At 36.3% G+C, this 21,907-nt stretch carries 21 protein-coding genes; 9 read left to right on the top strand and 12 right to left on the bottom strand.

What is annotated here, in order from left to right:
* The first annotated feature begins 84 nt into the window (after positions 1-84).
* From NST98_RS14710 to NST98_RS14695, 4 genes are all read left to right on the top strand, one after another.
* A complete protein-coding gene (locus NST98_RS14710; protein WP_340715420.1) occupies positions 85-2,190 on the top strand; it encodes a hypothetical protein in 2,106 nt (701 codons plus the stop codon).
* Between the two features lie 124 nt (positions 2,191-2,314).
* Positions 2,315-2,548, top strand: a complete 234-nt coding sequence (locus NST98_RS14705; protein ID WP_340715419.1) for a hypothetical protein — start codon at positions 2,315-2,317, stop codon at positions 2,546-2,548.
* Between the two features lie 74 nt (positions 2,549-2,622).
* The gene (locus tag NST98_RS14700; protein ID WP_340715418.1) at positions 2,623-3,618 is read left to right on the top strand and encodes a TcpE family conjugal transfer membrane protein; all 996 of its coding nucleotides are present in this window, start codon (positions 2,623-2,625) and stop codon (positions 3,616-3,618) included.
* Between the two features lie 6 nt (positions 3,619-3,624).
* Positions 3,625-4,851, top strand: a complete 1,227-nt coding sequence (locus NST98_RS14695; RefSeq protein ID WP_340715417.1) for a hypothetical protein — start codon at positions 3,625-3,627, stop codon at positions 4,849-4,851.
* On the opposite strand, the gene NST98_RS14690 is transcribed toward NST98_RS14695, so the two are convergent.
* From NST98_RS14690 to NST98_RS14635, 12 genes are all read right to left on the bottom strand, one after another.
* On the bottom strand, positions 4,822-6,273 hold the full coding sequence (locus NST98_RS14690) for a hypothetical protein (protein ID WP_340715416.1): 1,452 nt from the start codon (positions 6,271-6,273) through the stop codon (positions 4,822-4,824). The genes NST98_RS14695 and NST98_RS14690 overlap by 30 nt on opposite strands.
* 349 nt (positions 6,274-6,622) lie before the next feature.
* The gene (locus tag NST98_RS14685) at positions 6,623-7,624 is read right to left on the bottom strand and encodes a DNA adenine methylase (RefSeq protein ID WP_340715415.1); all 1,002 of its coding nucleotides are present in this window, start codon (positions 7,622-7,624) and stop codon (positions 6,623-6,625) included.
* A 109-nt stretch (positions 7,625-7,733) separates the two neighbouring features.
* A complete protein-coding gene (locus NST98_RS14680; RefSeq protein ID WP_340715414.1) occupies positions 7,734-9,020 on the bottom strand; it encodes a type II restriction enzyme in 1,287 nt (428 codons plus the stop codon).
* Complete coding sequence (locus tag NST98_RS14675) at positions 8,950-9,858, bottom strand: DNA adenine methylase (protein WP_340715413.1); 909 nt, start codon at positions 9,856-9,858, stop codon at positions 8,950-8,952. Before NST98_RS14675 ends, NST98_RS14680 begins: the two co-directional genes overlap by 71 nt.
* A 282-nt stretch (positions 9,859-10,140) precedes the next feature.
* A complete protein-coding gene (locus NST98_RS14670; protein WP_340715412.1) occupies positions 10,141-10,599 on the bottom strand; it encodes an NUDIX hydrolase in 459 nt (152 codons plus the stop codon).
* A 149-nt stretch (positions 10,600-10,748) separates the two neighbouring features.
* On the bottom strand, positions 10,749-11,357 hold the full coding sequence (locus tag NST98_RS14665; RefSeq protein ID WP_340715411.1) for a malonate decarboxylase holo-ACP synthase: 609 nt from the start codon (positions 11,355-11,357) through the stop codon (positions 10,749-10,751).
* A 14-nt stretch (positions 11,358-11,371) separates the two neighbouring features.
* Complete coding sequence (gene mdcD / locus NST98_RS14660; RefSeq protein ID WP_340715410.1) at positions 11,372-13,057, bottom strand: biotin-independent malonate decarboxylase subunit beta; 1,686 nt, start codon at positions 13,055-13,057, stop codon at positions 11,372-11,374.
* The gene (locus NST98_RS14655; RefSeq protein ID WP_016838819.1) at positions 13,035-13,346 is read right to left on the bottom strand and encodes a malonate decarboxylase subunit delta; all 312 of its coding nucleotides are present in this window, start codon (positions 13,344-13,346) and stop codon (positions 13,035-13,037) included. The genes mdcD and NST98_RS14655 overlap by 23 nt, the downstream gene beginning before the upstream one ends.
* Before the next feature lie 17 nt (positions 13,347-13,363).
* On the bottom strand, positions 13,364-14,209 hold the full coding sequence (locus NST98_RS14650) for a triphosphoribosyl-dephospho-CoA synthase (RefSeq protein WP_016838818.1): 846 nt from the start codon (positions 14,207-14,209) through the stop codon (positions 13,364-13,366).
* A gap of 16 nt (positions 14,210-14,225) precedes the next feature.
* The gene (gene mdcA, locus NST98_RS14645) at positions 14,226-15,884 is read right to left on the bottom strand and encodes a malonate decarboxylase subunit alpha (protein WP_340715409.1); all 1,659 of its coding nucleotides are present in this window, start codon (positions 15,882-15,884) and stop codon (positions 14,226-14,228) included.
* 13 nt (positions 15,885-15,897) lie between these two features.
* Entirely contained in the window at positions 15,898-16,818 is a 921-nt protein-coding gene (gene mdcH / locus NST98_RS14640) for a malonate decarboxylase subunit epsilon (RefSeq protein ID WP_340715408.1), read from the bottom strand.
* Positions 16,819-16,832: 14 nt separating this feature from the next.
* Entirely contained in the window at positions 16,833-17,492 is a 660-nt protein-coding gene (locus tag NST98_RS14635) for a GntR family transcriptional regulator (protein WP_340715750.1), read from the bottom strand.
* Between the two features lie 230 nt (positions 17,493-17,722).
* Here NST98_RS14635 and madL point away from each other — a divergent pair, with 230 nt between their 5' ends.
* The 5 genes from madL to surE all read left to right on the top strand — a co-directional run bounded on the left by madL (position 17,723) and on the right by surE (position 21,900).
* A complete protein-coding gene (madL, locus tag NST98_RS14630) occupies positions 17,723-18,124 on the top strand; it encodes a malonate transporter subunit MadL (protein ID WP_096552413.1) in 402 nt (133 codons plus the stop codon).
* Positions 18,117-18,878: a malonate transporter subunit MadM gene (gene madM, locus NST98_RS14625; protein WP_096550206.1), complete on the top strand. Its 762-nt coding sequence runs from the start codon at positions 18,117-18,119 to the stop codon at positions 18,876-18,878. Before madL ends, madM begins: the two co-directional genes overlap by 8 nt.
* A gap of 631 nt (positions 18,879-19,509) precedes the next feature.
* Positions 19,510-20,343, top strand: a complete 834-nt coding sequence (locus NST98_RS14620) for a PHP domain-containing protein (RefSeq protein ID WP_096550204.1) — start codon at positions 19,510-19,512, stop codon at positions 20,341-20,343.
* A complete protein-coding gene (locus NST98_RS14615) occupies positions 20,304-21,158 on the top strand; it encodes a sugar phosphate isomerase/epimerase family protein (protein WP_096550203.1) in 855 nt (284 codons plus the stop codon). The genes NST98_RS14620 and NST98_RS14615 overlap by 40 nt, the downstream gene beginning before the upstream one ends.
* Entirely contained in the window at positions 21,136-21,900 is a 765-nt protein-coding gene (gene surE / locus NST98_RS14610) for a 5'/3'-nucleotidase SurE (protein ID WP_096550202.1), read from the top strand. The genes NST98_RS14615 and surE overlap by 23 nt, the downstream gene beginning before the upstream one ends.
* Positions 21,901-21,907: the final 7 nt, after the last annotated feature.

Below are 21,907 nucleotides of genomic sequence, written 5' to 3'. Positions count from 1 at the left end.
ACAAACAAAACAGCCATTTGAAAGGGGTGATTACAATGTAGCGTTAAAAAGGTTATTCAAAAAAGAATAAAGGAGTGGTGTTATTTGAAGAAGTTTTGGCAGAAAGTAGTGTCAACAGCCTTTGCTGGCACACTTCTGCTTAGCTCATTTTTGACAGATGTGAATGTCGCTCATGCAGCCAGCCCAATAGTTGATACCATTACATTATCAGTAAGATTTCCAGATTCAGTCGGTGAAGATGAAAATGGAAGATACGGTGTTGAACCAACAGATCCATATGTCATTTTTGACATGGTAAGATCAGAAGGAAAAAATTATCCTACTCGTTCAGGGTGGAGTGCAGGGGTATATCAATGTATGTTTACAGAAATAAAAGATAGTAAAGGAGAATGGATAACTGTATCCGATTGGGAATTAAGAGGAACACATTACACAGTAGATAGCCATGTATCACACCCAGCTACAAAATTAAGAGATTCAATTATCAAAAGATACGGACAAGAACTTTATAATCTAGCAGTAGCCAATAATGCGATGTTTACCTATGATCCAACAACAGAAGTACCAGCAAAATATCTAAATCCGAACACACCTATTGGTAGACATAACCTAAATTATGGTTATACAAGAGGGCGTTATAGCGTTTATGCTGTAGATACAAGATATTGGAATAGTGGTTATAAAAAATGTAGTTATCCCGGCGAATTAGCTTATTGGTATAACAACAACGAATTCTTTGTTAAATCAACGATTAACTTAACTTGGTATGATAACGGGCCGAAAGGTAGCACATACGGAGAAACTTATTGGGAATTAGAACGTACTAATCCGAACGGTGAAAGTGAAGTAGCAGTCCACAGTCAATATAGAGTTCCATACGAGCAACACGTTGGTGTACGAAATATTAGACATACTGTTAGCTTAGGTAGCAAAACGGTAACAAAAAATACTGATGGTTCGATTGACTTTAACATGAATGCACAGAGCGTAAGAAACAAAAATCTATCATATTCATTCTCTTACGAATATACGAATAAGGAAATTGGCTGGGTATGTAGAGCGTATGACGAATTCGGCTGTAAATCGTATGTGTGGGATAGCAGTCCAGATTGGCGAGCAGTTCAAACATTCAGAATTTCAAGTTCTATGCCTGTGGATCATCGACAAGGGGAAGTTGTAAAAGGAAATAAATTAGACGATGTACTAAGATCAAAATTTATTGTTGGAAGAAAAGACTCATGGAGTGGCACAAGCAAAACATCTAAAACGTACTATGAAGAATGGCGACGGGCTTCTGACAATAACATTCCAACAAGATTTGACTTGAAAACACAATCTCATTTACCGATTTTACAAGGTGCTTTAGATTATCAAGTTGAAGTACCATCAGGTAAACATCGTCAATCTTCATACAGTCCATTGCGTAAAGAATGGAGTTATGGACATTACTTCCCTGCTGATGTTGACGACAGCTTAAAGAGCGATTATCGCAATACAACAGAATATAAATCTTATGATTATATGTTCCCGTTACAACAATCCGTTATGCAAAATAATGGACTTGTAAGTGACAAACGTTCTTACAGAGTGGATTTCACAACAGACTTGTTCTTAATGTCCGAGCATACAGGATTAATTGTTGGAGTTCCATACGCACAAGGAGTTAAACAAAACATTATCAACAATAGACCAATTCCAAGTCCGACTTCATACATTAGTCAAGGCGAATCAAAACTTAAAACTATTTATGAACAAACAACAGGACAAACTTATCGTGATAATGCAGTAGATACAGATTCATCTAAACTTGATAGATTACAACGCTACTACTTACCAATTGATTCAACTTCTAAACTTCATCCAGGCAACACTTATAAAAACCACATCGTCTACAAAAACATGGGGCTTAGCGACATTTCATTTGAGTTCGACCAAACATTCACGTTCAAGCATTATTTATTCGGTACACCAAAAGATGATGCTTGGATTGTAGAACAAGTTGCTGAAAGATCCGATATGATGAACGTATCTCCATCACAAATTCACGTAATTCACATGACAAACGAACAAGTAGAAAAACTAGCAAAATTAGAAATCAATCGTACAAAAGTGCGTGTGCATGAATTCCGTCGCTCTGATAGAACTTGCGTGGATCAGGTGAAAAGCATTATTGGTGATTTAGGTTTATAAGAAAGTGCTTTACGTTTTAAGCACTTTCTTTTATTTTGGACTTTTTTTAGACTTCAACAGATAAATACCGTGTTACTGTTAAGATATATGTCTTTTTTTATAAGGAAAGGAGTGGCATGAAGATATGGATTTAACACTCGAAGGATTTAAAGTATGGTTTTTTGATCAAGTGGAAATTGCTCTTGCTATTATTTTGATTATTCTACTTTTTGTAACAGCATATAAACGAGCTTGGATGGCAATGATTGGAGTTGTACTTGGATTAGCAATTTTAGGTATATTCATTGTAAACGATCAAGCAATTACTTCACTGGCTTCATGGTTAGCAGAAAAACTCGGCATGGGTGGAGGTAATTAAATATTGAGCATTAAAGAGAGAGGTTAACATTTGTTAATCTCTTTCTTTTTTAAACTAATTGGTGGTGATGAAAAATGAATCGTGTTCCTTTATTTGTACTCAATAACTTCCTCAAATTCGAAAGAAAGATTTATCAAATTTTCGGGTTAAAACTCGGTAGACCATTAAGTGCCAAAATGGCCTTATATGCAATTTTCTTTGGGGTTCTTGAATTCATTATTTATAAACTGCCAATCATCGGCAATTTGATAAATTGGTTGCCTTTCGCAATCTTAGTTATCATTCCAATGCTTCTCGGTTGGCTACTTGCTGACGTTGGTACAGAAGGTCGCTCACCAATCTTTTTCTTTAGGTCTTTCTTTGCTTATCAAAAGCGAAAATGGATTGATAAATCTACTTTATATCGTGGAAGAAAAAATCCAAAAAATACAAACTATCAATTTCGCAATTATTTTACGTTTAGAGAGCCTTTAATGGAGAGTGAATCTTTACTCCTAGATAATGCTTTTGAAGGCGTTATACAAGAAAATAAGGAAGAAAAAGAACGGGTTTCCAGCCATGAGGACAAGCTAACTGAAAATGAAAAGTCAAACGTGTTCATTCCCTCAACTGAATCAACAGAATTCACGAATCAAGAAGAACCAAACAATACGGTAAAAACTATATCCGATATATCCGAAGTGCAAGAAATTAAAGAACCACTTACGAAAGATATAGATGATATAGAAGTTACAACGAATACGCAAGTTGTAGAGAATATAGAAGATATAAACGATATGTCTGAACGCACAAATGCTATATCAGGTGTAAACCCTATATCAGAACCAATACACACTGTTATAACTGATACAAGCAATACAGCAGATGAAATGGAAGAAGTTCATTCTGTAAAGGAAAAAGCAGTAAGTAATCCAAAACCACAGAAAACGAAGCAATCTCACTTACATATCTCGCAACAAAAAAAAATTCCAAAGACAGAAAAATCGAAGGATCAGCCTTCAAGGATTCAATATTTAAGAATGGCTATACGATACCGTTCACGCATGAAAAAAACACGGAAGAAAGGATGATAAAAAATGAAAATTGGTTTTCCTGTAAAGCATATTGATGGAAATTTGGTTTTCGGGCATGACGGAAAGGTATGGGCTTACTATAAAATTGAAGGATTTAACTACGACTTCTTAGATGGCGATGAAAAAATGTTCCCTTTTCGCCAACAATTAGCTTTTCTTTCTAACATTGGATTAGATTTGCATTACTTGTCTGTTCCTCATCCGACTGACGTTGGTCGAATCATTGAACGTACAATTAAAGAAATGAAATTGAAAAATTATCCGTTGAAAGAAAACGGAATAATTTACATGAATAAAGTTCGACAAGTATTAGAAAAAGAAAAGAGTTTGAGCGAATCCAGCGAATATCATGATTATATAGGTATTCAATTAGATAAAAAGAAAAATAAATACGTTTCGGGCAATCTCGGCATTAGCATGATTACTTCTTTCAAAGAATTTATCAATGGATTTAATTCACCTGTTTATCAAGCGATGGGGTTGTATCCGAATGACATTTTAGAAAGCGAAATAGAGGCTTATCGAAATCAAGCTATGACGATTGAAGCTACTCTTTCACAAGCGTTTTCCTCAAAGGTGGAAAAAGCTAAAACTCATGAACTTGTGTATATCAGTGAAAAACTCTTTAGCACACGCAATAACAATTCAGATATTAAGTTAAGGCCGAATATTCAATTTGGAAACGTTGTCGAAGGAGTAGACAATAAGGGAAGAAAATACAAAGCGGTGCGTGTAAACGAAAAACAATTTATTGATTTACAAAATGCAAATATTGATGAAATCTCACCTAAAGAATTAATGATTAGTCGTATCAACGATAATAACGAAATTGAACAATTATATGTGCAACACTTAGTTATATCAGATATGGGTGATATACACTACCATCCAGGATTCGAATGGCTTTATCATATTAAAACCCAAATGCCTTTCCCAATCACTGTTTCTATTCGGGTTGACCATGAGCCGAATGAATTAGTGAAAAAACGATTGACGAACACAAAACTTGAAATTCAAGACCAAAAGAATGAGGTTTTTAAAGGCGGACAAATGGTTGATTCAGGCGTGTCGCTGTCTGAACAAGGAACAATTAGAATGGAAAACTACTTCACGCAAACAGGTTATCCAGGGTTTGCTTGTTCTTTTGTTTTACGGGTAACAGGTGAAACGAGGGAACAATTAAAGACAAGAGTAGAACTACTAATTACTATTTTGAGCGTTTTTTCCTAATAAACTTTCAAATAATTTTTTCGTACTAGAACCTGATACTTGTTTTGTTGCTCTTTCTCGATTCAACTTATCTAGTTCTGGATTTTCTTTTAAGAAAGATGTAACTTTATCAATAAAATATTTACTATGTTCTGTTTTACGAATAGTTTCCCTATTTGCCATAAAGAAACCTTCATCTAAAAAAGACCTAGATAAATTTGTACAATCAATAGTCACTAATAATGTATCTTTTATCAACTTAAATCCTAAATCTTTTGATATGTATGTAGTATTTAATGAATATTGAACTTGACCGTTCATGAGAAACACAACTGGCGTTTTTCCTCTAACGTCTTCTATATCTTTTTTATTTTCAAATAAATAAATATCTATTAGAGCTTTTCCAAATATCGTATCTCTTAATTCATTATTAATTGATTCATATATAGGTGTTATTTTTCTCTTTTCTTTTGAGTTTTCCCCATCTTCCTCCACTTTCTTTTTAAGAATTGTTCCAGCACCGTAAGCGGTATTCATGACGTATCCTTTTTTTCTATTCTTTACCACTTCATAATCTTTTCTTGTTTCATATACATTAATCGGGAATGCCGGAAAATATAAGAGTCTGTTGATTTCTTCTTTAAGACCTTGGAAAGATTGAGACTTTGAAGGCAAATCATAGTTATACATTTTAATAATTGTACCGTGTTTAAAGCTAGATTCTCTAATTCCTTTTATCACTTCAATTGTTTCATTTTCTTCTAAGGTAAAGCGAGCTATTTTTCCGTCGACTACAAAATATTCGTACCAAGTATTTTTAAATTTATTTAATTCTTCTTCATTTCGTTCATGTTTTCGAACAAGGGTAAATCCAACTTCTTTGCTATTTGGGTCAATGCCTGTATGTCTTCTTGAAACAATTAATTGATATTTATGTTTACCGCAAAATACTACCGCCCCAGTGGAACCCATGTTAAACTTCCCTTGCACAAAGTGAATACTATTTTTATTTCCTCTTTGAAGAGATAAAAGAGTTTTTTCAAAGTTATCTGGGTACTGGCCTTCACCATCATCTACGGTAATGACGTTAACATTATTTTTTGAACCATCAGTATATACATGTACTCTAGTGTTTTTTAATTCATCTGGAGTAAATAATGTTTTTACCGCTTCTTCCATCGATTTTGGAGCTTTATCACTAGAAGGATCAATTCCCTTTTCTAAGCACTTTCTTGTTAGAATTGCATCTATGGAATTAGTAAACTTTTCTACCAGTGCTCCCATAGATGTGGATTGCTGATTTTCAAAAGATGAGTAATTTCCAGTGGTTCCCCCATAAGGTAGCCAATTACTCGGATTTGAAAGAATAGGAGAATTTTCAATAAAGTCTTTTACTTCTTCCTCTGATTGGGCGTGTAATAACTGCAATAGTAATTCTTTCAACTCTTAACACCTTCCCTATACTAGAGTAATTAAATAAACATAAGGATTTTCCAATAAATATTTATACTTCTCATCATTGACCTACATTATTGTAAATAATTGTAACATTAAAACATACAATAGTCTTATATATATTTTTAGAATAATATTATTTGCTTCTAACTTGATGTAATTTCCCCAATTAAAATAGTACAATTTAGCAATTACCAATAATCTTTTATATTTATGGCAAAATAAAAACGGTCTACATGTTCCCAGAGTTTCGAACACTAAAGACCGTTAACAATTTGAATTATATCTATTTCTAATTTAAGTAATTACTTTTCATTTTTGTTATTTTTTTATTTGATTAACCTATAACCAAAATTTCTGTTACTCTACCCCTACTTTTAGATTCTGCAGCAATTTGTCTCGATGTATTTATTCGATAAATAATGAAATCCCTATATAGTTCATCAAAAAAATTATCTAATGGATTGGTATTATGTGGATCAGAGTTACTTAGTGCAAAATGAATTCCTTGAATATAAAGTTGTATACAAAATTGAGCTAAAGCAATTTGGTCATTATCATTAAAACCATTATTGTCATAAGCAGTAAATGAAGATGTATTTGTAATCGGCCTGTAGGGGGGATCAAAATATACAAATGTATTCTTTAGTAAATAATCAAGTGATACTCTATAATCTCCATGAACTATATTTGTTTTTTGTAGTATTTCATATACTTTTAAAATATTTTTGTCATTATAAATTTTTATAACTTCTTTTTTACCAAACGGAACATTGTAATCACCTGTTTTATTTACTCGATATAGTCCATTAAAACCTGACTTATTTAAAAAAATAAACTGAGCGGCCCGTGTAAAGTCTATATATTCATATAGTTTTTCTTTATCATATTTGTTGTATTTATCTCGTATTTCGTAATAAAATAACTCCTTATCTTCCAAATTAAAGAAATTATTATATTTATTTTGGATTTTATCCATTTCTTTTACTAATGTTATTGGATTCTGTTTTATTGCTCTATAAGTATTAATCAGATCTAAATTAATATCTATTATAGTATACGACTTAAACCTATAATGGTTAGCTAAATAAAAAAACATGGCACCTCCGCCAACAAAAGGCTCAATATAATGTTCAATTTCATTCAAATTAATATGTTTTGATACAATTTTTAGAATCGTTCCTACTACTCTTGATTTTCCTCCCACCCATTTAACAAATGGGGCCCCTTCTACTTTCTTAGACTCAATAACATTGTCTAAATAAACTGCACTTTGTTCTCCAATGAATAGGTTTTTGATTTTTGTAGGCAAACTTATTATATTTACCAATACATTCACCCCTTATTCATTTTTTCTCATTATAACACAAATAGGAACATACGTTCTATTAAAAGACAAAAAAAGAACTAGTTAATTTTAACTAGCTCAAATAAATAATATCGGAAACTTATTCGTTTGGTAATTTCATAATCCACTTAACCCAACCTCGGATTGTTGAGGCACGTCTTCGAAAAGTTGTTTCTGAATTAATATTATATAATTTATGATGTTTCATACGGCTAACAATAAAGTCTGTACTTAGCCTACCATCTGCTACTGTTTTATCGTAAATTTCTTTAAATATCTCATGTTGAAGAATCAATTCCGCTAGTGCTAAACGTTTTTGTCTATAGGGAAGTTGTACAATTTCTCGTCCTTTGTCATTTAATGTAGCAAATGTTCCTTCTTCATTCGTATACTTATTAGCTAATCCCAAATATAGACAACTATTGTAATAGTAATCAGATTGCCTTTTATCGAAATCTAGTTGTTCTGCGATATCATCTTTTGTCATATCCCGCTCATATAGATAAGTCAGTAAATCTATAACTTTTGTAAAGTCATCTGCTTGAGGGAATGGTACTTCCGGCTCTGGTACAAACTTTGTTGCTCTTTTAACTACATAATCCACATCTTGTTGTGTAATTTTCTCATAATTTACTATATAGCTTTTCTGTCTAGTAAAAGAAATGGAGTTAAAAGTATTTTCATCTTCAAATTTAAATTCAAAAAAGTAAAAGATATCGTTGGAAATTGTAAAGAAGATCGGTCTAATCACTTTTTTTACTCTTTCTTTCCATACTCGATATGGATAATACAATTGACGGATGTTAAAATTTTCAACTTTCTGTTTTTTTGCTTCTATTATGACAAAGCTTGAGTGACTTTCATAACCTCCATCAATTTCGATCTGAGCACCACTCACATTAATTTGTCTAACAGCTCCTACACTACTTAAAACGTTGTAATGAAAATCACCAGATCCCATTCTACCACTGACAGTATAGATAGATTTCTCGCCAATAAAATCGTCTATCATTCCTGTAATGTACGCGCAGTGCAAAGCAGAAGCTTCGCTATATAAATCAGTCGGTTTAACACTTTCAATGTAGGCAGGGATACTCATTTGCTTTGGTATTTGTTTGTCATCATATTTAATCTCTTCAAATAATTTAAAATCTCCAATTATATAGGATCTTGTTGATAAGGGAAGGATATTTAAATTATTTTTCTCAAATATATCAGGTAAATTATTTTTATGATCAAATTTACACATTAATCGTGGTTCCCTATATTCACGGATTTGATCAGCAAGTATTTCATAAAATCCATTTTTCTCAATTTCATCGAGTATATTGTATTTTTGAAATAGTTTCTCCCACGCCTTGTCGTTCTTTGTTTTTTTTTGTCCCATCTCCTATGATCAGGACCTCCTTCACTTTCCCTCTTTTGTCTGCTTTCGAATTTATACTTCTACTTGCATCAACTTCTAAAATAGTTACCCCCTCGCTTTTCAGATCAGAGTAAATTTCGCGGATAAATTCAGTGTCAGAGTTACTTAATAATACATAACACCCTTTGTTATAAAGTCTTTCAAAAGTATCTCTAAGTCTTTCTTGGTCTTCTTTACCAAAACCGTTATCAGTATAAGAAGTAAAAGAAGAAGTTTTTGAAACAGGATGATAAGGTGGGTCAAAATATACAAAGTCTCCGTATGTTGCGTCTTCCACTACCTCTTCAAAATCCAGATTAAAAATTTTTATATTATTTTGGTTTAAAAATTCGTGTACTGCTCTTAAAACTGCTTCGTTAACATAATCTGGGTTTTTATATTTTCCAAAGGGAACATTGAATTGTCCCTTACTATTCACTCGATATAATCCATTAAAACAAGTTTTATTTAAATAAATGAAACGACTTGCTTTTTTATAATCTTCTAGACTTTTATAAGTATCTTCCCTATCTAAATTTCTTATTTCATAATAATAATCTGAATCATTCTTATATTTTTTTAAATCATTAATCAATTCTTCTAATTTTATACTATCTTTAATCACTTTATAAACATTAATCAATTCTTTATTCGTATCGTTAATAACCGCGTTTGCCGGCTTTAAATCAAATAGTACCGCACCAGCACCAACAAAAGGTTCATAATAAGTATTATATTTTTTTGGGTAGTATTTTCTAATTTCAGGTAATAATTGCCTTTTACCACCAGCCCATTTTAAAAATGGTTGTAGATTATCCATTAATTTCATCTCCTTGAAGTTAGTATCAAATGTCTAAATACTAACCCAATATCATTAAATTATACTATTGGATTATAGTACGAGTAAAGTTATTGAGAATCAGATATTTTATGTTTTATAATTACTTTTTTCACTTTTTTAAGAAAAATAAATTTTGTTTTTAATAAACATTTCAAACTTCCATGCCGAGCACACTAAAAAAGAACGCCTTTTCTTGACGTTCTTTAAGGTTGTCGAGTCCTTAGATGATTTAATAGTTTTTAATTAAATAGCAAAAGCTTATCATACTTTTTTCTGTAAAGATTTTACAAGTAACTGAACAAACCTCCTATGACTCCCCACCATGTTTTCCGGCAAGTTGTTGCGTTTAAAGAAGCGGACTTCGAGGGTTTCGGAGGGTTGGCATTGCAGGGTTCCTTCGAATTCGTTCGTATAAAATACCGCTGTGACGCTATAAAACTCATCGCCGTTTGGGGTTTTGGTGTAAAATTCCTTCCCCGAGAAAACGTGAAGGAGTTTTAAGTTTCGGATTTCCAAACCGATTTCTTCTCGCACTTCCCGCTCCGCCACTTCTTCAAAGCTTTCCCCCAGCTCCATTAATCCTCCTGGAAGCCCCCATCTACCTTCTGGCCGTTTTTGCAACAGCACTTCTCCTTTTTCGTTGCAGATGATCACTACCGATCCCGGTAAAATTAACGGTTTTGTCCCAACATACTGTCTTAAAAATTTATAGTATTCCATCACATGTCTCCTGTTTGATTATTTCCATTCCTATTTTTTTCTTGCATTTACGCTTATACCAACATGCCTTTTCTCTTATTGTGACCCTATTATCCCATTTTGTGAAGCGATTGAGTTGCAATAAAAAAAGAGACGCCTTCGCATCTCTTTTATTGATTTACAAGTAATCGAATTTGGTTTTCTACTGTCGTGCATAATTGAGGACCAAATGGCGTTCTTACCACAAACCCTAATATTTCGTGTTTTAAAAAGTCATGTAATAAAAACGCACCGACAGAAGCCAGTTCAACCTGTACGTCGACTCTTCGCTCCAACGTTTTTAAAAACTTCCCTACTTCTACTAGCAATTCCCTATCTATTACATCCATATAAATGCATACGTCAATATCGCTTCTTTCTGTCGTCACCGAAATACCCGTTGCGAGCTCAAATCCGACGCTTCCAGTCGGCCCCCATAGTAAGTTGAATTGTTCAAAATCCTCTTTTATTTTTTTCAAAGTGGGAAGATGTATTTCATTGGTATATCCTTCAATTCGATCCACTAACTCAATAGGCGTCATCACTTCTACAATACGGCTTTTATGAATAAACGTTCCGAAGCGTTGTTCTCTTGTATTGCCGCGTAAACCGATTGGAACCATATCCTCCATAATGGGCATTCTTCTGACTACTCCAAAGCTTTTCGCTGCAGGTGCGTTAAACACCCAATCTGGAATTGGAGTTGTTTTTTCGAGAACATCAATGCTTTCAAATTTCACAATATCATGTACCTTTATTTCCATTGTGCCTCTATCATCTCTCTTACTTTAATAGAAGCTGCTCTGCCGCCTTTTTTAGCTATTTCAGATGTTAATCGGCAAGATAAATCTCGATCATTGTGCTTTTGAATGTCGTGATATGCTTCGATAATAGCATCCATTAACACCTTTTTGTCATCATCATTTGGATTTTGCGCATTTACCCCATCCAGCAATTGATAGAGTGCTCCAAGCTTTTGGAATGATTGGATATCATAAGCCATCGCCGGAACTTCCTTTGCTGCTTCATCCAGTTCTTCGATGGAACGCATCGTGATGATTGCCGCTGATTTTTTCGACATTACATGGACGTTGACGCTATCATCATTTAAAGCAATTAAGCGATTCCCTTGCATGCCGTGGGATAGGAAAGCTCCAGAAATCGCATTTCCAACAATCGCCGTCACAATTGGATGCCCAGCAAGTCTCGCTGTCGCATAGGCATCGATTGCTGCAGAACAAGCCAAATAAAGGCCGAGTAATTCTTCATGATAACCAAAGGCTTGGCTTGGTACATCGACAATTGGAATAATTAGTCGTTTTTCGGCCGCATCGCAGTCCTCATCAATCGCCTGCTGTACATACTTCGCAATGGTCCATCCTTCTAATAAACCAACTTCCCCTTTACGAGCACGGTAATAAATGTTTTCTGGATTTGGCACAACCGCAATGACTCGCGCTTTAATGCCATTTATCGTTGTATCTGCTACTAATACCGATGGAACTTCACTAATGGATGGTCTGCCTTTCGTCAATAAGTTGAACCACTTTCTTCCTGTGCTTTCTACAACTTCTGTTGGAACTGGCAATTCTGTATCTTGGATTTCTGTGTCTGTCGCTAACAATTCCCTTGCGACTTCTGGCAATATTCTTTCTTCTAATGTACAAGATTTATATAAGGATAAATAATGATCAATTTGTTTTGTTCTATTTTTGAATTCAATTTCTCCGTTCCAAACGCTCAAAATCGCTTCTTTAAAGTTTTGTACATCATCTTCTACTAAAATATCAATCAATCCAGCTTCTTTACGAGCTGCTCCACCAATCATTTTCCATATCAATGGATTGTTTCTGGAATCCAGTTCTCGAATTCCCGCTTCTTGCTGGATGACTTCCGGTCCATTCATTCCTAAACGGCCTTCACGCGTCATAATCAATGCACTGCATAATCCTGCTGTTAACGACATTCCACCAAAAGATCCGATTTTTCCTGGAATGATGCCGACAACAGGCACATACTCGCGCAATTCCACGATGGCCGCACTAATTTCTGCAATAGAGAGCAAGCCGTAATTTGCTTCTTGCAAACGCACTCCACCTGTATCGTAAATGATAATAGGATATATTCTATTGCCCTTCTTGCATTCTTTTAAGATTTTTTCCAATGTACCTGCGAATTTAGCTCCCGACACTTCTCCAATTCCGCCGCCTTGGAATTTTCCTTCAATGGAAATCACGACGGCATCATTGCCATTCAGTTTTCCTTTGACAATAATCATGCCATCATCAAATTGTGGTACGATGTTTTGTTTTTCCAAGTGCGGAGACCCAAATCGATCAAAAGGGCCTAATATTTCATAAGCGCTTCCTTGGTCCAGTAGCTGGAATGCTCTTTCCCGCGCTAAACTTTCTACTAAACTATTCGTCATAACCTTTACCATTTCCACTCACCTCCACTGCTTGTGCCAAACGAAGGGAAACGATTCCCGGCGTTGCCCCGAAATCGTTAATCGTAATGCGGGCTGAAACATCATTTAGGCTGACAAAACGCTCGATGACTTTTTTCCACGTATCTTGGAAGCCCGTAATCCCAGTACGAATTTCAAATACTGCTTGATTATCATCAGTCGGTTCCACAAGCACTTCCAAATCGCCTGATCCGACAACGCCAACATGGGCTCGATTTGTAATTTTCTTTGTCGCTGGAAATGAATATGTGAACTTCTCCACTCTACCTCTCCCCTTTTTTAAGTGGTTGTGACAACTTCCATTTGATGTGCATATTGCGTTTGACAAATTTTATAGATATAAATGGTAGCGGCTAGTAAGTCAGCGCTCCCTCCTGGCGATAAGTGCCGCTTCACAAATTGCTCATTCATATCTTCCAGTTCTTCTAAATTCCCATTATTCAGAACTTTCTTGGCGTACCGTTTGGCAAATATTAAACCTTCCATTCCGCCACGGTGCAATAGGCACGTATCATCTAAATTTGCCATTAGCGCTAGTAACGCTCTGAACTTTGCAATTTCATAATTATAACGTTGTAACGATGACTTAAATTCCGGCAAACTGTAATGGCGAATGTGGGGAAAAGCCAGTTGTGCCTCTGCCTTCGCACCCAAAACTCCATATTTTTGAATCGCCTTCATGCCATTAGTTCGTTGAAAGGGAATAAATCGATCTTCGTATCGCGCAATTTCTCCCGCAGTAAAACAAAGGGTTTCTTCATCGCACGCTCCGCAATGGATGGCTGCTGCGGCTGTTATTAATCCAAGCGACCAAATGGCTCCTTTATGGGTGTTGACGCCCTTTGTCACTTGAAACATCCTCATTTCGCCTTGTCTACCAATCTCACCGATTCTTTCCCGCAAATATTGAGAAGGCTTTTCACCATATGACTCAAAGGCCATTTGATAAAAGGTTTCTCGTAAACTTTGCGCTGACTCAATCATCATGTGATACGTTAAATCATCATGTGAACCTTGGTCATTTCGGTCCACAAGCCCAGGTTTAGGAGTTAGCGAGACTTCCTCAATGAGTGAGGCAACTGCTAATTCTGCTAATGTGGATGATAATTGGTATGCATCGATCACTTGTCTCCCCCTCTCCTTACCAACTGCGGAATCTAGCTGGTGGGTTGTACAATCCTCCTGACCATTGCACGAGTTCATCAATATTTTTAGCGGCAAGCAATGAACGTTTGGCATCAGAACGGCGAATTCCTAAGTCTTCAGGCATTGCAATAAGCCCTTTCTCTCGCAATTTTTCAGTTGATTTCGGATTATGCTCCATACCAATCGGTGTTACCCCTGCAATCGCCGCAATCATTTCTCGTCTTTCAGCCATACTATCTGATTTGTAAAGGTAAGCAATTCCTTCCTCCGTCACAATATGTGTTACGTCTTCTCCATAAATCATCACTGGCGCCACTCGTAGCTTTGCCTGATCTTTCACATGAATAGCATCAAGAGATTCAACAAATACTGGCTTGTTTGCTTCTTGGAATGTTTCAGCCACTTGCACGACTAACTTTTTGCCTCTTGCCAGCGGATCATCAGAAGTTTTGAGATTATACCAAGCATCTGTTGCGTGTCTTCGTCCACCAGGGTTATGCCCCATATTCGGTGCTCCACCATAGCCGGCCACTCGCCCTCTCGTTACAGTGGATGAATTTCCTAAAGCATCCATTTGCAAAGTGGAGCCAATAAATAAATCCACTGCATATTGGCCAGCTAGTTGGGCTAAAGTTCGGTTTGAGCGAAGACTGCCATCTTTTCCAGTGAAGAAAATATCTCTTCTTGCTTCAATATATTTTTCCATTCCTAACTCGCCGCCGAAACAATAGACGCTCTCTACCCATCCAGACTCAATCGCTGGAATTAATGTCGGGTGCGGATTTAGAACCCAGTTCGTACAAATCTTTCCTTTTAACCCTAATGATTCACCGTACGTTGGCAACAGCAATTCTACAGCGGCTGTATTAAAACCGATGCCATGGTTTAACGATTTAACCCCATGTTTTTCGTAAATGCCGCGAATAATCATCATCGCTTGTAAAATTTGAATATCTGTGATGTGTCTTGGATCTCTCGTAAATAACGGTTCCAACTCATAAGGCTCATCTGCCACTACAACAAAATCCACCCATGAACTTGGAATATCAACTCGAGGCAACTCATCGACTATTTCGTTTACTTGCACAATGACAATGCCGTCATGGAACGCAGTAGCTTCTACTAATGTGGGCGTTTCTTCTGTATTTGGGCCAGTATAAAGATTCCCGTATGGATCTGCCTTATCTGCCGCAACGAGAGCCACTTGCGGAATTAAGTCTACAAACAATCGCCCATAAAGCTCGATATACGTATGCAAGTCGCCTAATTCAATTTTTCCATCTTCTATCATTTGAGCGATGCGAAGGCTTTGTGGACCCGCATAGGAAAAATCTATTTTTCTAGCAATTCCGTATTCAAATAAATCTAAATGTTCTGGTCTTGAAATGCTGGAAATAATCATGTGCAAATCGTGAACTTTTTTCGGATCTACTTGCACTAAAGATTTCGATAAAAACGAAGCTTGTTTTTGGTTATTTCCTTCCAGTACAACTCGATCGCCAGGTTTTATTAACCGCTCCAATACTTCCACAATACGCTTGGTCGGAATAATCACTCCGTCAACAAGACCTTGGACGCTTTCGATGGTTTTCTTTTTCGCTTCGACTCTTGTAGTCCAAGATTTCCTTTCCATTTCCATCTTTGAAATCACCATTATGAACACCCCTTTATTGATTTGACATGACGTATAAACAATCGTCTATTCCATTCATTGTGACAGACATCGTTTGAACGAGAGGAAATGCTTGTTGGGCTAACTTCGATAAAACATTTCCTGGTGGCATTTCAATCATACATTTTGCTCCCATCTCATATAGCAAGTTGACAGCATCATGCCATCGAACCGGATAACAAATACTTTTTGCTAAGTCTTCTTTTACCGCATCAGCCGTCGTTAATAATCTTGAATTGATATTGCTAGAAATCGGAATTTTCGGATTTTTTAGCTCACAATTATCCAGTTCCTTTTTTAGCTCTTCACTTACCTGTTGAAACAACGGACAGTGTGAAGGAGTCGATACATTTAGCAGATGTGCTGATGTGGCACCATTGGCTTTCACATATTCGATGACTCGTTCTAAACCCTTGATAGAACCAGACAGGGTGATTTGGGTTGGCGCATTTCGGTTAGAGACATATACCGGTTCTTTTTCATCGAATAGCTCGTTAACGATTTCGGATAGTTTATATTCATCTAATCCTAATACAACAGCCATTCCGTATCCCAAATCATAGGCTTTTTCCATGAGTTCGCCTCGTTTTGTGACTAACTTTAATGCTGTTTCAAATGAAATAACACCTGAAGCTACAGCAGCTCCAAATGCGCCAACAGAATGGCCCGCAACAAAATCAGGGATTAGCCCATTTTTTTCAAACACTTTCAATGCACTGACAGAAGCAATTAATAAACATTGTTGCACCGCCTTAGTTGATGAGAGAGCTTCTTTTGTATGCAATGAATCAATTGAAATATTTAATATTTCTTCGCTTTCTTTTAAGATTTCTTTTACGGTTGGATCATCAGGTAAATCATAGAGCATTCCTTCGTATTGAGAACCTTGCCCTGGAAAGAGAAAAGCACTTTTCAATATAAGCCTCCTCTCTAGAATAAAATTTTACTAACATTGGTAATTACATCTTCCGTATGTTTGCGAAGCAGTGAAATAAATTCTTCTACTCTATTTTCTTTCAAAAATTCATACATTTTTCGATGCTCATTTTTCGAGTTTTCTACTGCTTCCGTTAATGAAAAGTGAATGCTTTGAATTCGAATAAGAGGAAGGCTGATTTTACTATACACTTCTTCTAATACGGAACTTTCGCTAAATTTGATGAGCGTATAGTGATATGCGTAGTTAAGATATACGTATTGCAGTCGGTTGCAACAGTCATCCATTTCATCCAAAATAAGCTTCAATTCTTTTAATAAATCTTGTTTTTTATGTGGATCTCGAATTTTTTTCGCTGATAATAGCTCGATATTATTTCGAATATCTAATAAATCTTGTATTTCAGATAGTGTATACCCTTTGACAAAAGCACCTTTTCTTGGAATTCTTTCAATTAATCCTTCTGTTGTGAGCAAATAAATCGCTTCTCTAACTGGAGAGCGGCTGATGTTAAACAATTCGGCATAAGTGCTTTCAACAATTTTATCCCCCGGTTTTAGTTCCCCTTTTAATATTTGCTCGATGATTTTTTCTGCAACCATTCTTGATAATGCGTTATCTGATGGATAATTAATAAAAAATTCCATGTTCATCACTTCTCTATTCTATATTCTATATTCTGTATTTTTTCTCTTTTTAGAATATACAGTCGACTGTGTACATAAATCATAATATAGGAAATGCATATTTTCAATCGAAAATTCAATTTTTTTCTATTTATTTCAATTTTGTTCTTGATTTATTTCATTCTGTGAAATATGATATCTTACAAATATACAGTCGACTGAATATTCTTTCAATTTGTGAAAAGGGGTGTTAAATGTTGGTCATCTACGGGGTTGCAATTTTAGCTGGGTGTTTTTTGGTTGGTTCAATTGTCGGTGAATTCATTGGGGCTTTGATGGGAGTAGATTCAAATGTTGGTGGCGTAGGAATTGCCATGCTGCTTTTAATCATTATTGTTGATAAGTTGATAAAAGCAGGGAAAATTTCTAAACCTTCTTTAGATGGTTTAAGTTTTTGGAATCAGATGTATATTCCTGTTGTCATTGCTATGGCAGCCAGTCAAAACGTATTGGGAGCGTTAACAGGCGGTCCATTAGCCATTCTTGCTGGAATCGGCGTTGTTGTAATTAGTTGGGCATGTGTTCCCCTGCTCAGCGGAAAAAAACATTCTGAATCAACATTTCATGAAGCCATCGTGAGGGGGGAAACGGATGCTTGATTTAATCAAAAATGTTTTCGTAAATAATGGATTGATTACTGCATTTGTTGTAGTCGGATTAACGATGTGGTTAGCTTATTTCATATCTGATAAATTCACAAAAGGTAGGATTCATGGCTCTGCTATTGCCATTGTGATTGGTTTAGTATTAGCTTACTTTGGTGGAGTAGCAACTGGTGGCACGAAAGGAATAGCAGATGTGAGTTTTTTAGCAGGAATGGGCTTTTTAGGCGGCAGTATGTTAAGAGACTTCGCCATCGTCGCTACTTCTTTTGGTGCAAACTTTGATGAAATTAAAAAAGCCGGTTTTAAAGGTGTCATCTCCCTATTTATCGGCGTCGTGTTGTCCTTTATTGTAGGGGTAATCTTCGCATTTGTATTCGGCTACCGAGATGCGGTGAGCATTACAACCATTGGTGCTGGAACCGTTACGTATATTGTTGGTCCGGTGACAGGTGCCGCATTAAATGCAAGTTCAGAAGTGATTGCCATCAGTATTGCAGCAGGTTTAGTAAAAGCCGTATTAGTGATGGTTGGTACTCCATTTATTGCTAGATTCATAGGCTTAAATAATCCAACGTCTGCCATGGTTTATGGCGGATTAATGGGGACAACTTCCGGCGTAACGGGTGGTTTAGCAGCGACTGATCCAAAATTAGTACCATATGGCGCTGTAACAGCAACGTTCTACACTGGTTTAGGATGTTTGTTATGCCCAACTCTATTATTCTTAATTACAGAGTTCATATTTTAATTAAAAGTTTTACGAATGGAAGCCGATTTGAACCTGAATGTGTTCAAATCGGCTTTTTTAGTGGCTCCCTTTAGTTAGACTTCACACTTCCGCCAAGGATATCCTCAGATTTGCCGGGTTTTGTGACAATATCGATGAGCTTGGGCGTTTTCACTGGATTTTGTGACGATTTCGATGGGCTTTGTGAACTTATCGCTGGATTTTGTGACGATTTCGATGGGCTTTGTGAACTTATCGCTGGATTTTGTGACGCTGAACATATGCCTCTCCAAATATTTTTGCCCTGTTTTGTGACAATATTGCTCCCTTTTGTGAAGTTATTGCCCTACTTTGTGGCAATATCGCCCCTTTTATGAACTTATCGCCCTCTTCCAATAATTTCGCCCGAATATCACTATTCTTATTCAATATTTAACTTTTCCATAATTGTAAACGCCGCATTTACAATCTAACCCTTCCAAAACTCTGAATATTAATTCTGTGTAAATATTCCCTTCCCAAACCCTTCTTTCCCATCAAAATCCACTATTTTTCTTTACATTTTTCTAACAATCCTTAAAACAAACCCGTTAATCATCTTTACAATTCTCTCCTAAACTTAAAAGCGAACTGAAAGAAAGGTGTGGATTTGTTGAAAATCGATTTACATATGCATACGACCTGCTCTGATGGTGAAATGACACCTGAAGAACTATTGCAGCTTGCACTCACGCAAAAGCTTGATTTTATGTCTATTACGGACCATGATGCGCTCGGTGCCTATACCGCGCTCGAAAATCACCCTTCCTTGCAATCGACCAATTTAATTGTAGGGATGGAATTTAATACAGATGGTCCAAATGGTGAATTGCACATTTTAGGCTATGGAATTGATCCAAACCATCCTTCCTTAAAGGCCTACTGTGAATTTCGAAAAAATGAACGCATTCGTTGGAGCCAAAAAATCGTAGAAAAGCTCAGGCAGCTCGGCTACAACATCGAATGGGAACATTGTATGAACCGGGCAAAAGGTGGCATTATTGTTCGCACTCATATCGCGGATGAATTGGTATCTATAGGTGCCTTTGAAACAGCTGATGCGGCCTACAATGCCCTCCTGAAAAAAGGTGCTCCTGCCTTTGTTGAACGGGCCGGCAAAACTTCAAAAGAAGCAATTGACATTATTCACGAAGCTGGTGGCCTTGCCTTTTTAGCACACCCTGGTATTTACAAATTTGAATTTCAGTTCGACGAAGTGCTAAAGGAAGGAATTGACGGAATCGAAGTCTTTTATGCCCTCCATAGTAAAGAAACGACGGAACACTGGTACACCATTGCAAAAGCCCATCATTTATATACAAGCGTGGGAAGTGACTTTCATGGTTTCACTTCAAAAAATCCGCAAATGATTGGCAGTGTTCCTTTTATAGAAGAAGAATTAATGAAATGGATTCCACAAGTAGTGAAAAAGAAGGTGCTTCAATGAAAATCTATGCCTCCTCTACATTGTTTTGGGGACATTCTTTTGAACATATTTGTCAACAAGTGAAGTCCGCTAATTTAGCAGGAATTGAAATATGGGTGGAACAGCTTCAATTCCAACAATGGACAATTGAAGAGATTCAATATTTTTTAAATTCCTATCAACTAGAAGCAACGATCCACGCCAATAGTTGGGACTTAAATTTATGCTCACTCAACGCTGGGATTCGAAAACAATCATTACGAGAGATTGAAGCATCCATTCACATCGCAAAACAGTTAGAAGTTCCATCCATCACTGTTCATCCTGGAAAAAGAACGGTGAACAATCGGTTTGGAGAGATTCATGAACGATTGATGATTTCCACTTTACAACAATTACAGGAACTCTCTTTGGAATACGGTGTGAACATTTCATTGGAATTAATGGAACCGGTAAGAAAAGAAATGTACTGCACAAGTCAAAAAATGAATGAATTGTTAGCCCACTGCAACGATTCAATCACAACAACTTTTGATGTAGCCCATATTCCACAACATTTATCTATTGTGGATGAACTGAAAACGTTAAAACGAATAGACAAAATTCATATAAGTGACTCCACGAAGTCCACTTATCATGTACCACTAGGGAAAGGCGAGTTATTGCTCGATGCAAACCTTTGGGAAACCATCGATGCGCTGGGCGTACCGGTCGTATTAGAAGGCCTTGACTCATCGGATAGTCACGACTTCTTCTATGATCACCTAGATTATTTACAAACTCCCCTACTCCATCTTTTAAGGAGCTGTATTCATGAATTTTTTAGTAACCAATGATGATGGCATTTTTGCCCCAGGAATTAAGGCTTTAGTCGACGTATTATCTAATTTCGGCAAAGTGTATGTCGTAAGCCCAAACACAGAAAAAAGTGCAGTGAGTCACTCGATTACGATGAGACAGCCTATTTCTGTCGACTGTTACAACCCTTTCCATGACCAAGTGAAGTCTTGGAGCGTTTCCGGTACTCCTGCAGATTGTGTGAAACTCGCGCTAGAAGTACTCATTGATGAACCGATTGATGTTGTTTTTTCGGGGATTAATTTAGGTTCGAACATCGGACGAGACGTGTTTTACTCAGGAACAATTCATGCGGCAATGGAAGCCCAACTTTTTGGTTTACCAGCAGTCGCTTTATCCATTGATTCGTACAATCCGCAAGAAACGAACTTTACTCATTGTAAGAAATGGCTGTTTGAATTTTTATCAAAACTTCTCAAACAACCTTTAGATCCGAAAGTGTTATTGAATGTGAACTTCCCTTCTGTTACAAAGGAAGAATTTAAAGGCTTTACAATGGCAGATTTAGATTTTTCGGTAGATCGTTATAAACACGTAACCTTTGACGATGCTTTTGGTCAACTCGTTTACTGGTTGAAAGATCGACGTTCTAGCATTACAAGTGAACAACTCGATCACGACTTTATGATGATTAAAGAAGGTTACGCAACGATTACACCGATTCAATTAAGTTTTACAAATAAAGCTTTAAAAGAAAAATATCAAAATCTATTAATCTAAAAGGAGA

Source organism: Ureibacillus sp. FSL W8-0352, from assembly GCF_038004345.1.
Lineage (GTDB): Bacteria > Bacillota > Bacilli > Bacillales_A > Planococcaceae > Ureibacillus > Ureibacillus thermosphaericus.
This window is presented reverse-complemented; position numbering and strand designations above follow the sequence as displayed.

Excerpts from the sequence above, each read along its gene's own strand:
- NST98_RS14705 (WP_340715419.1), top strand. The coding sequence starts at position 2,315 with ATGGATTTAACACTCGAAGGATTTAAAGTATGGTTTTTTGATCAAGTG.
- NST98_RS14700 (WP_340715418.1), top strand. The coding sequence starts at position 2,623 with ATGAATCGTGTTCCTTTATTTGTACTCAATAACTTCCTCAAATTCGAA.
- NST98_RS14695 (WP_340715417.1), top strand. The coding sequence starts at position 3,625 with ATGAAAATTGGTTTTCCTGTAAAGCATATTGATGGAAATTTGGTTTTC.
- NST98_RS14680 (WP_340715414.1), bottom strand. The coding sequence starts at position 9,020 with ATGGGACAAAAAAAAACAAAGAACGACAAGGCGTGGGAGAAACTATTT.
- NST98_RS14675 (WP_340715413.1), bottom strand. The coding sequence starts at position 9,858 with ATGGATAATCTACAACCATTTTTAAAATGGGCTGGTGGTAAAAGGCAA.
- NST98_RS14670 (WP_340715412.1), bottom strand. The coding sequence starts at position 10,599 with ATGGAATACTATAAATTTTTAAGACAGTATGTTGGGACAAAACCGTTA.
- mdcD (WP_340715410.1), bottom strand. The coding sequence starts at position 13,057 with ATGGTAAAGGTTATGACGAATAGTTTAGTAGAAAGTTTAGCGCGGGAA.
- mdcA (WP_340715409.1), bottom strand. The coding sequence starts at position 15,884 with ATGGTGATTTCAAAGATGGAAATGGAAAGGAAATCTTGGACTACAAGA.
- NST98_RS14635 (WP_340715750.1), bottom strand. The coding sequence starts at position 17,492 with ATGAACATGGAATTTTTTATTAATTATCCATCAGATAACGCATTATCA.
- madM (WP_096550206.1), top strand. The coding sequence starts at position 18,117 with ATGCTTGATTTAATCAAAAATGTTTTCGTAAATAATGGATTGATTACT.
- NST98_RS14615 (WP_096550203.1), top strand. The coding sequence starts at position 20,304 with ATGGATTCCACAAGTAGTGAAAAAGAAGGTGCTTCAATGAAAATCTAT.
- surE (WP_096550202.1), top strand. The coding sequence starts at position 21,136 with ATGAATTTTTTAGTAACCAATGATGATGGCATTTTTGCCCCAGGAATT.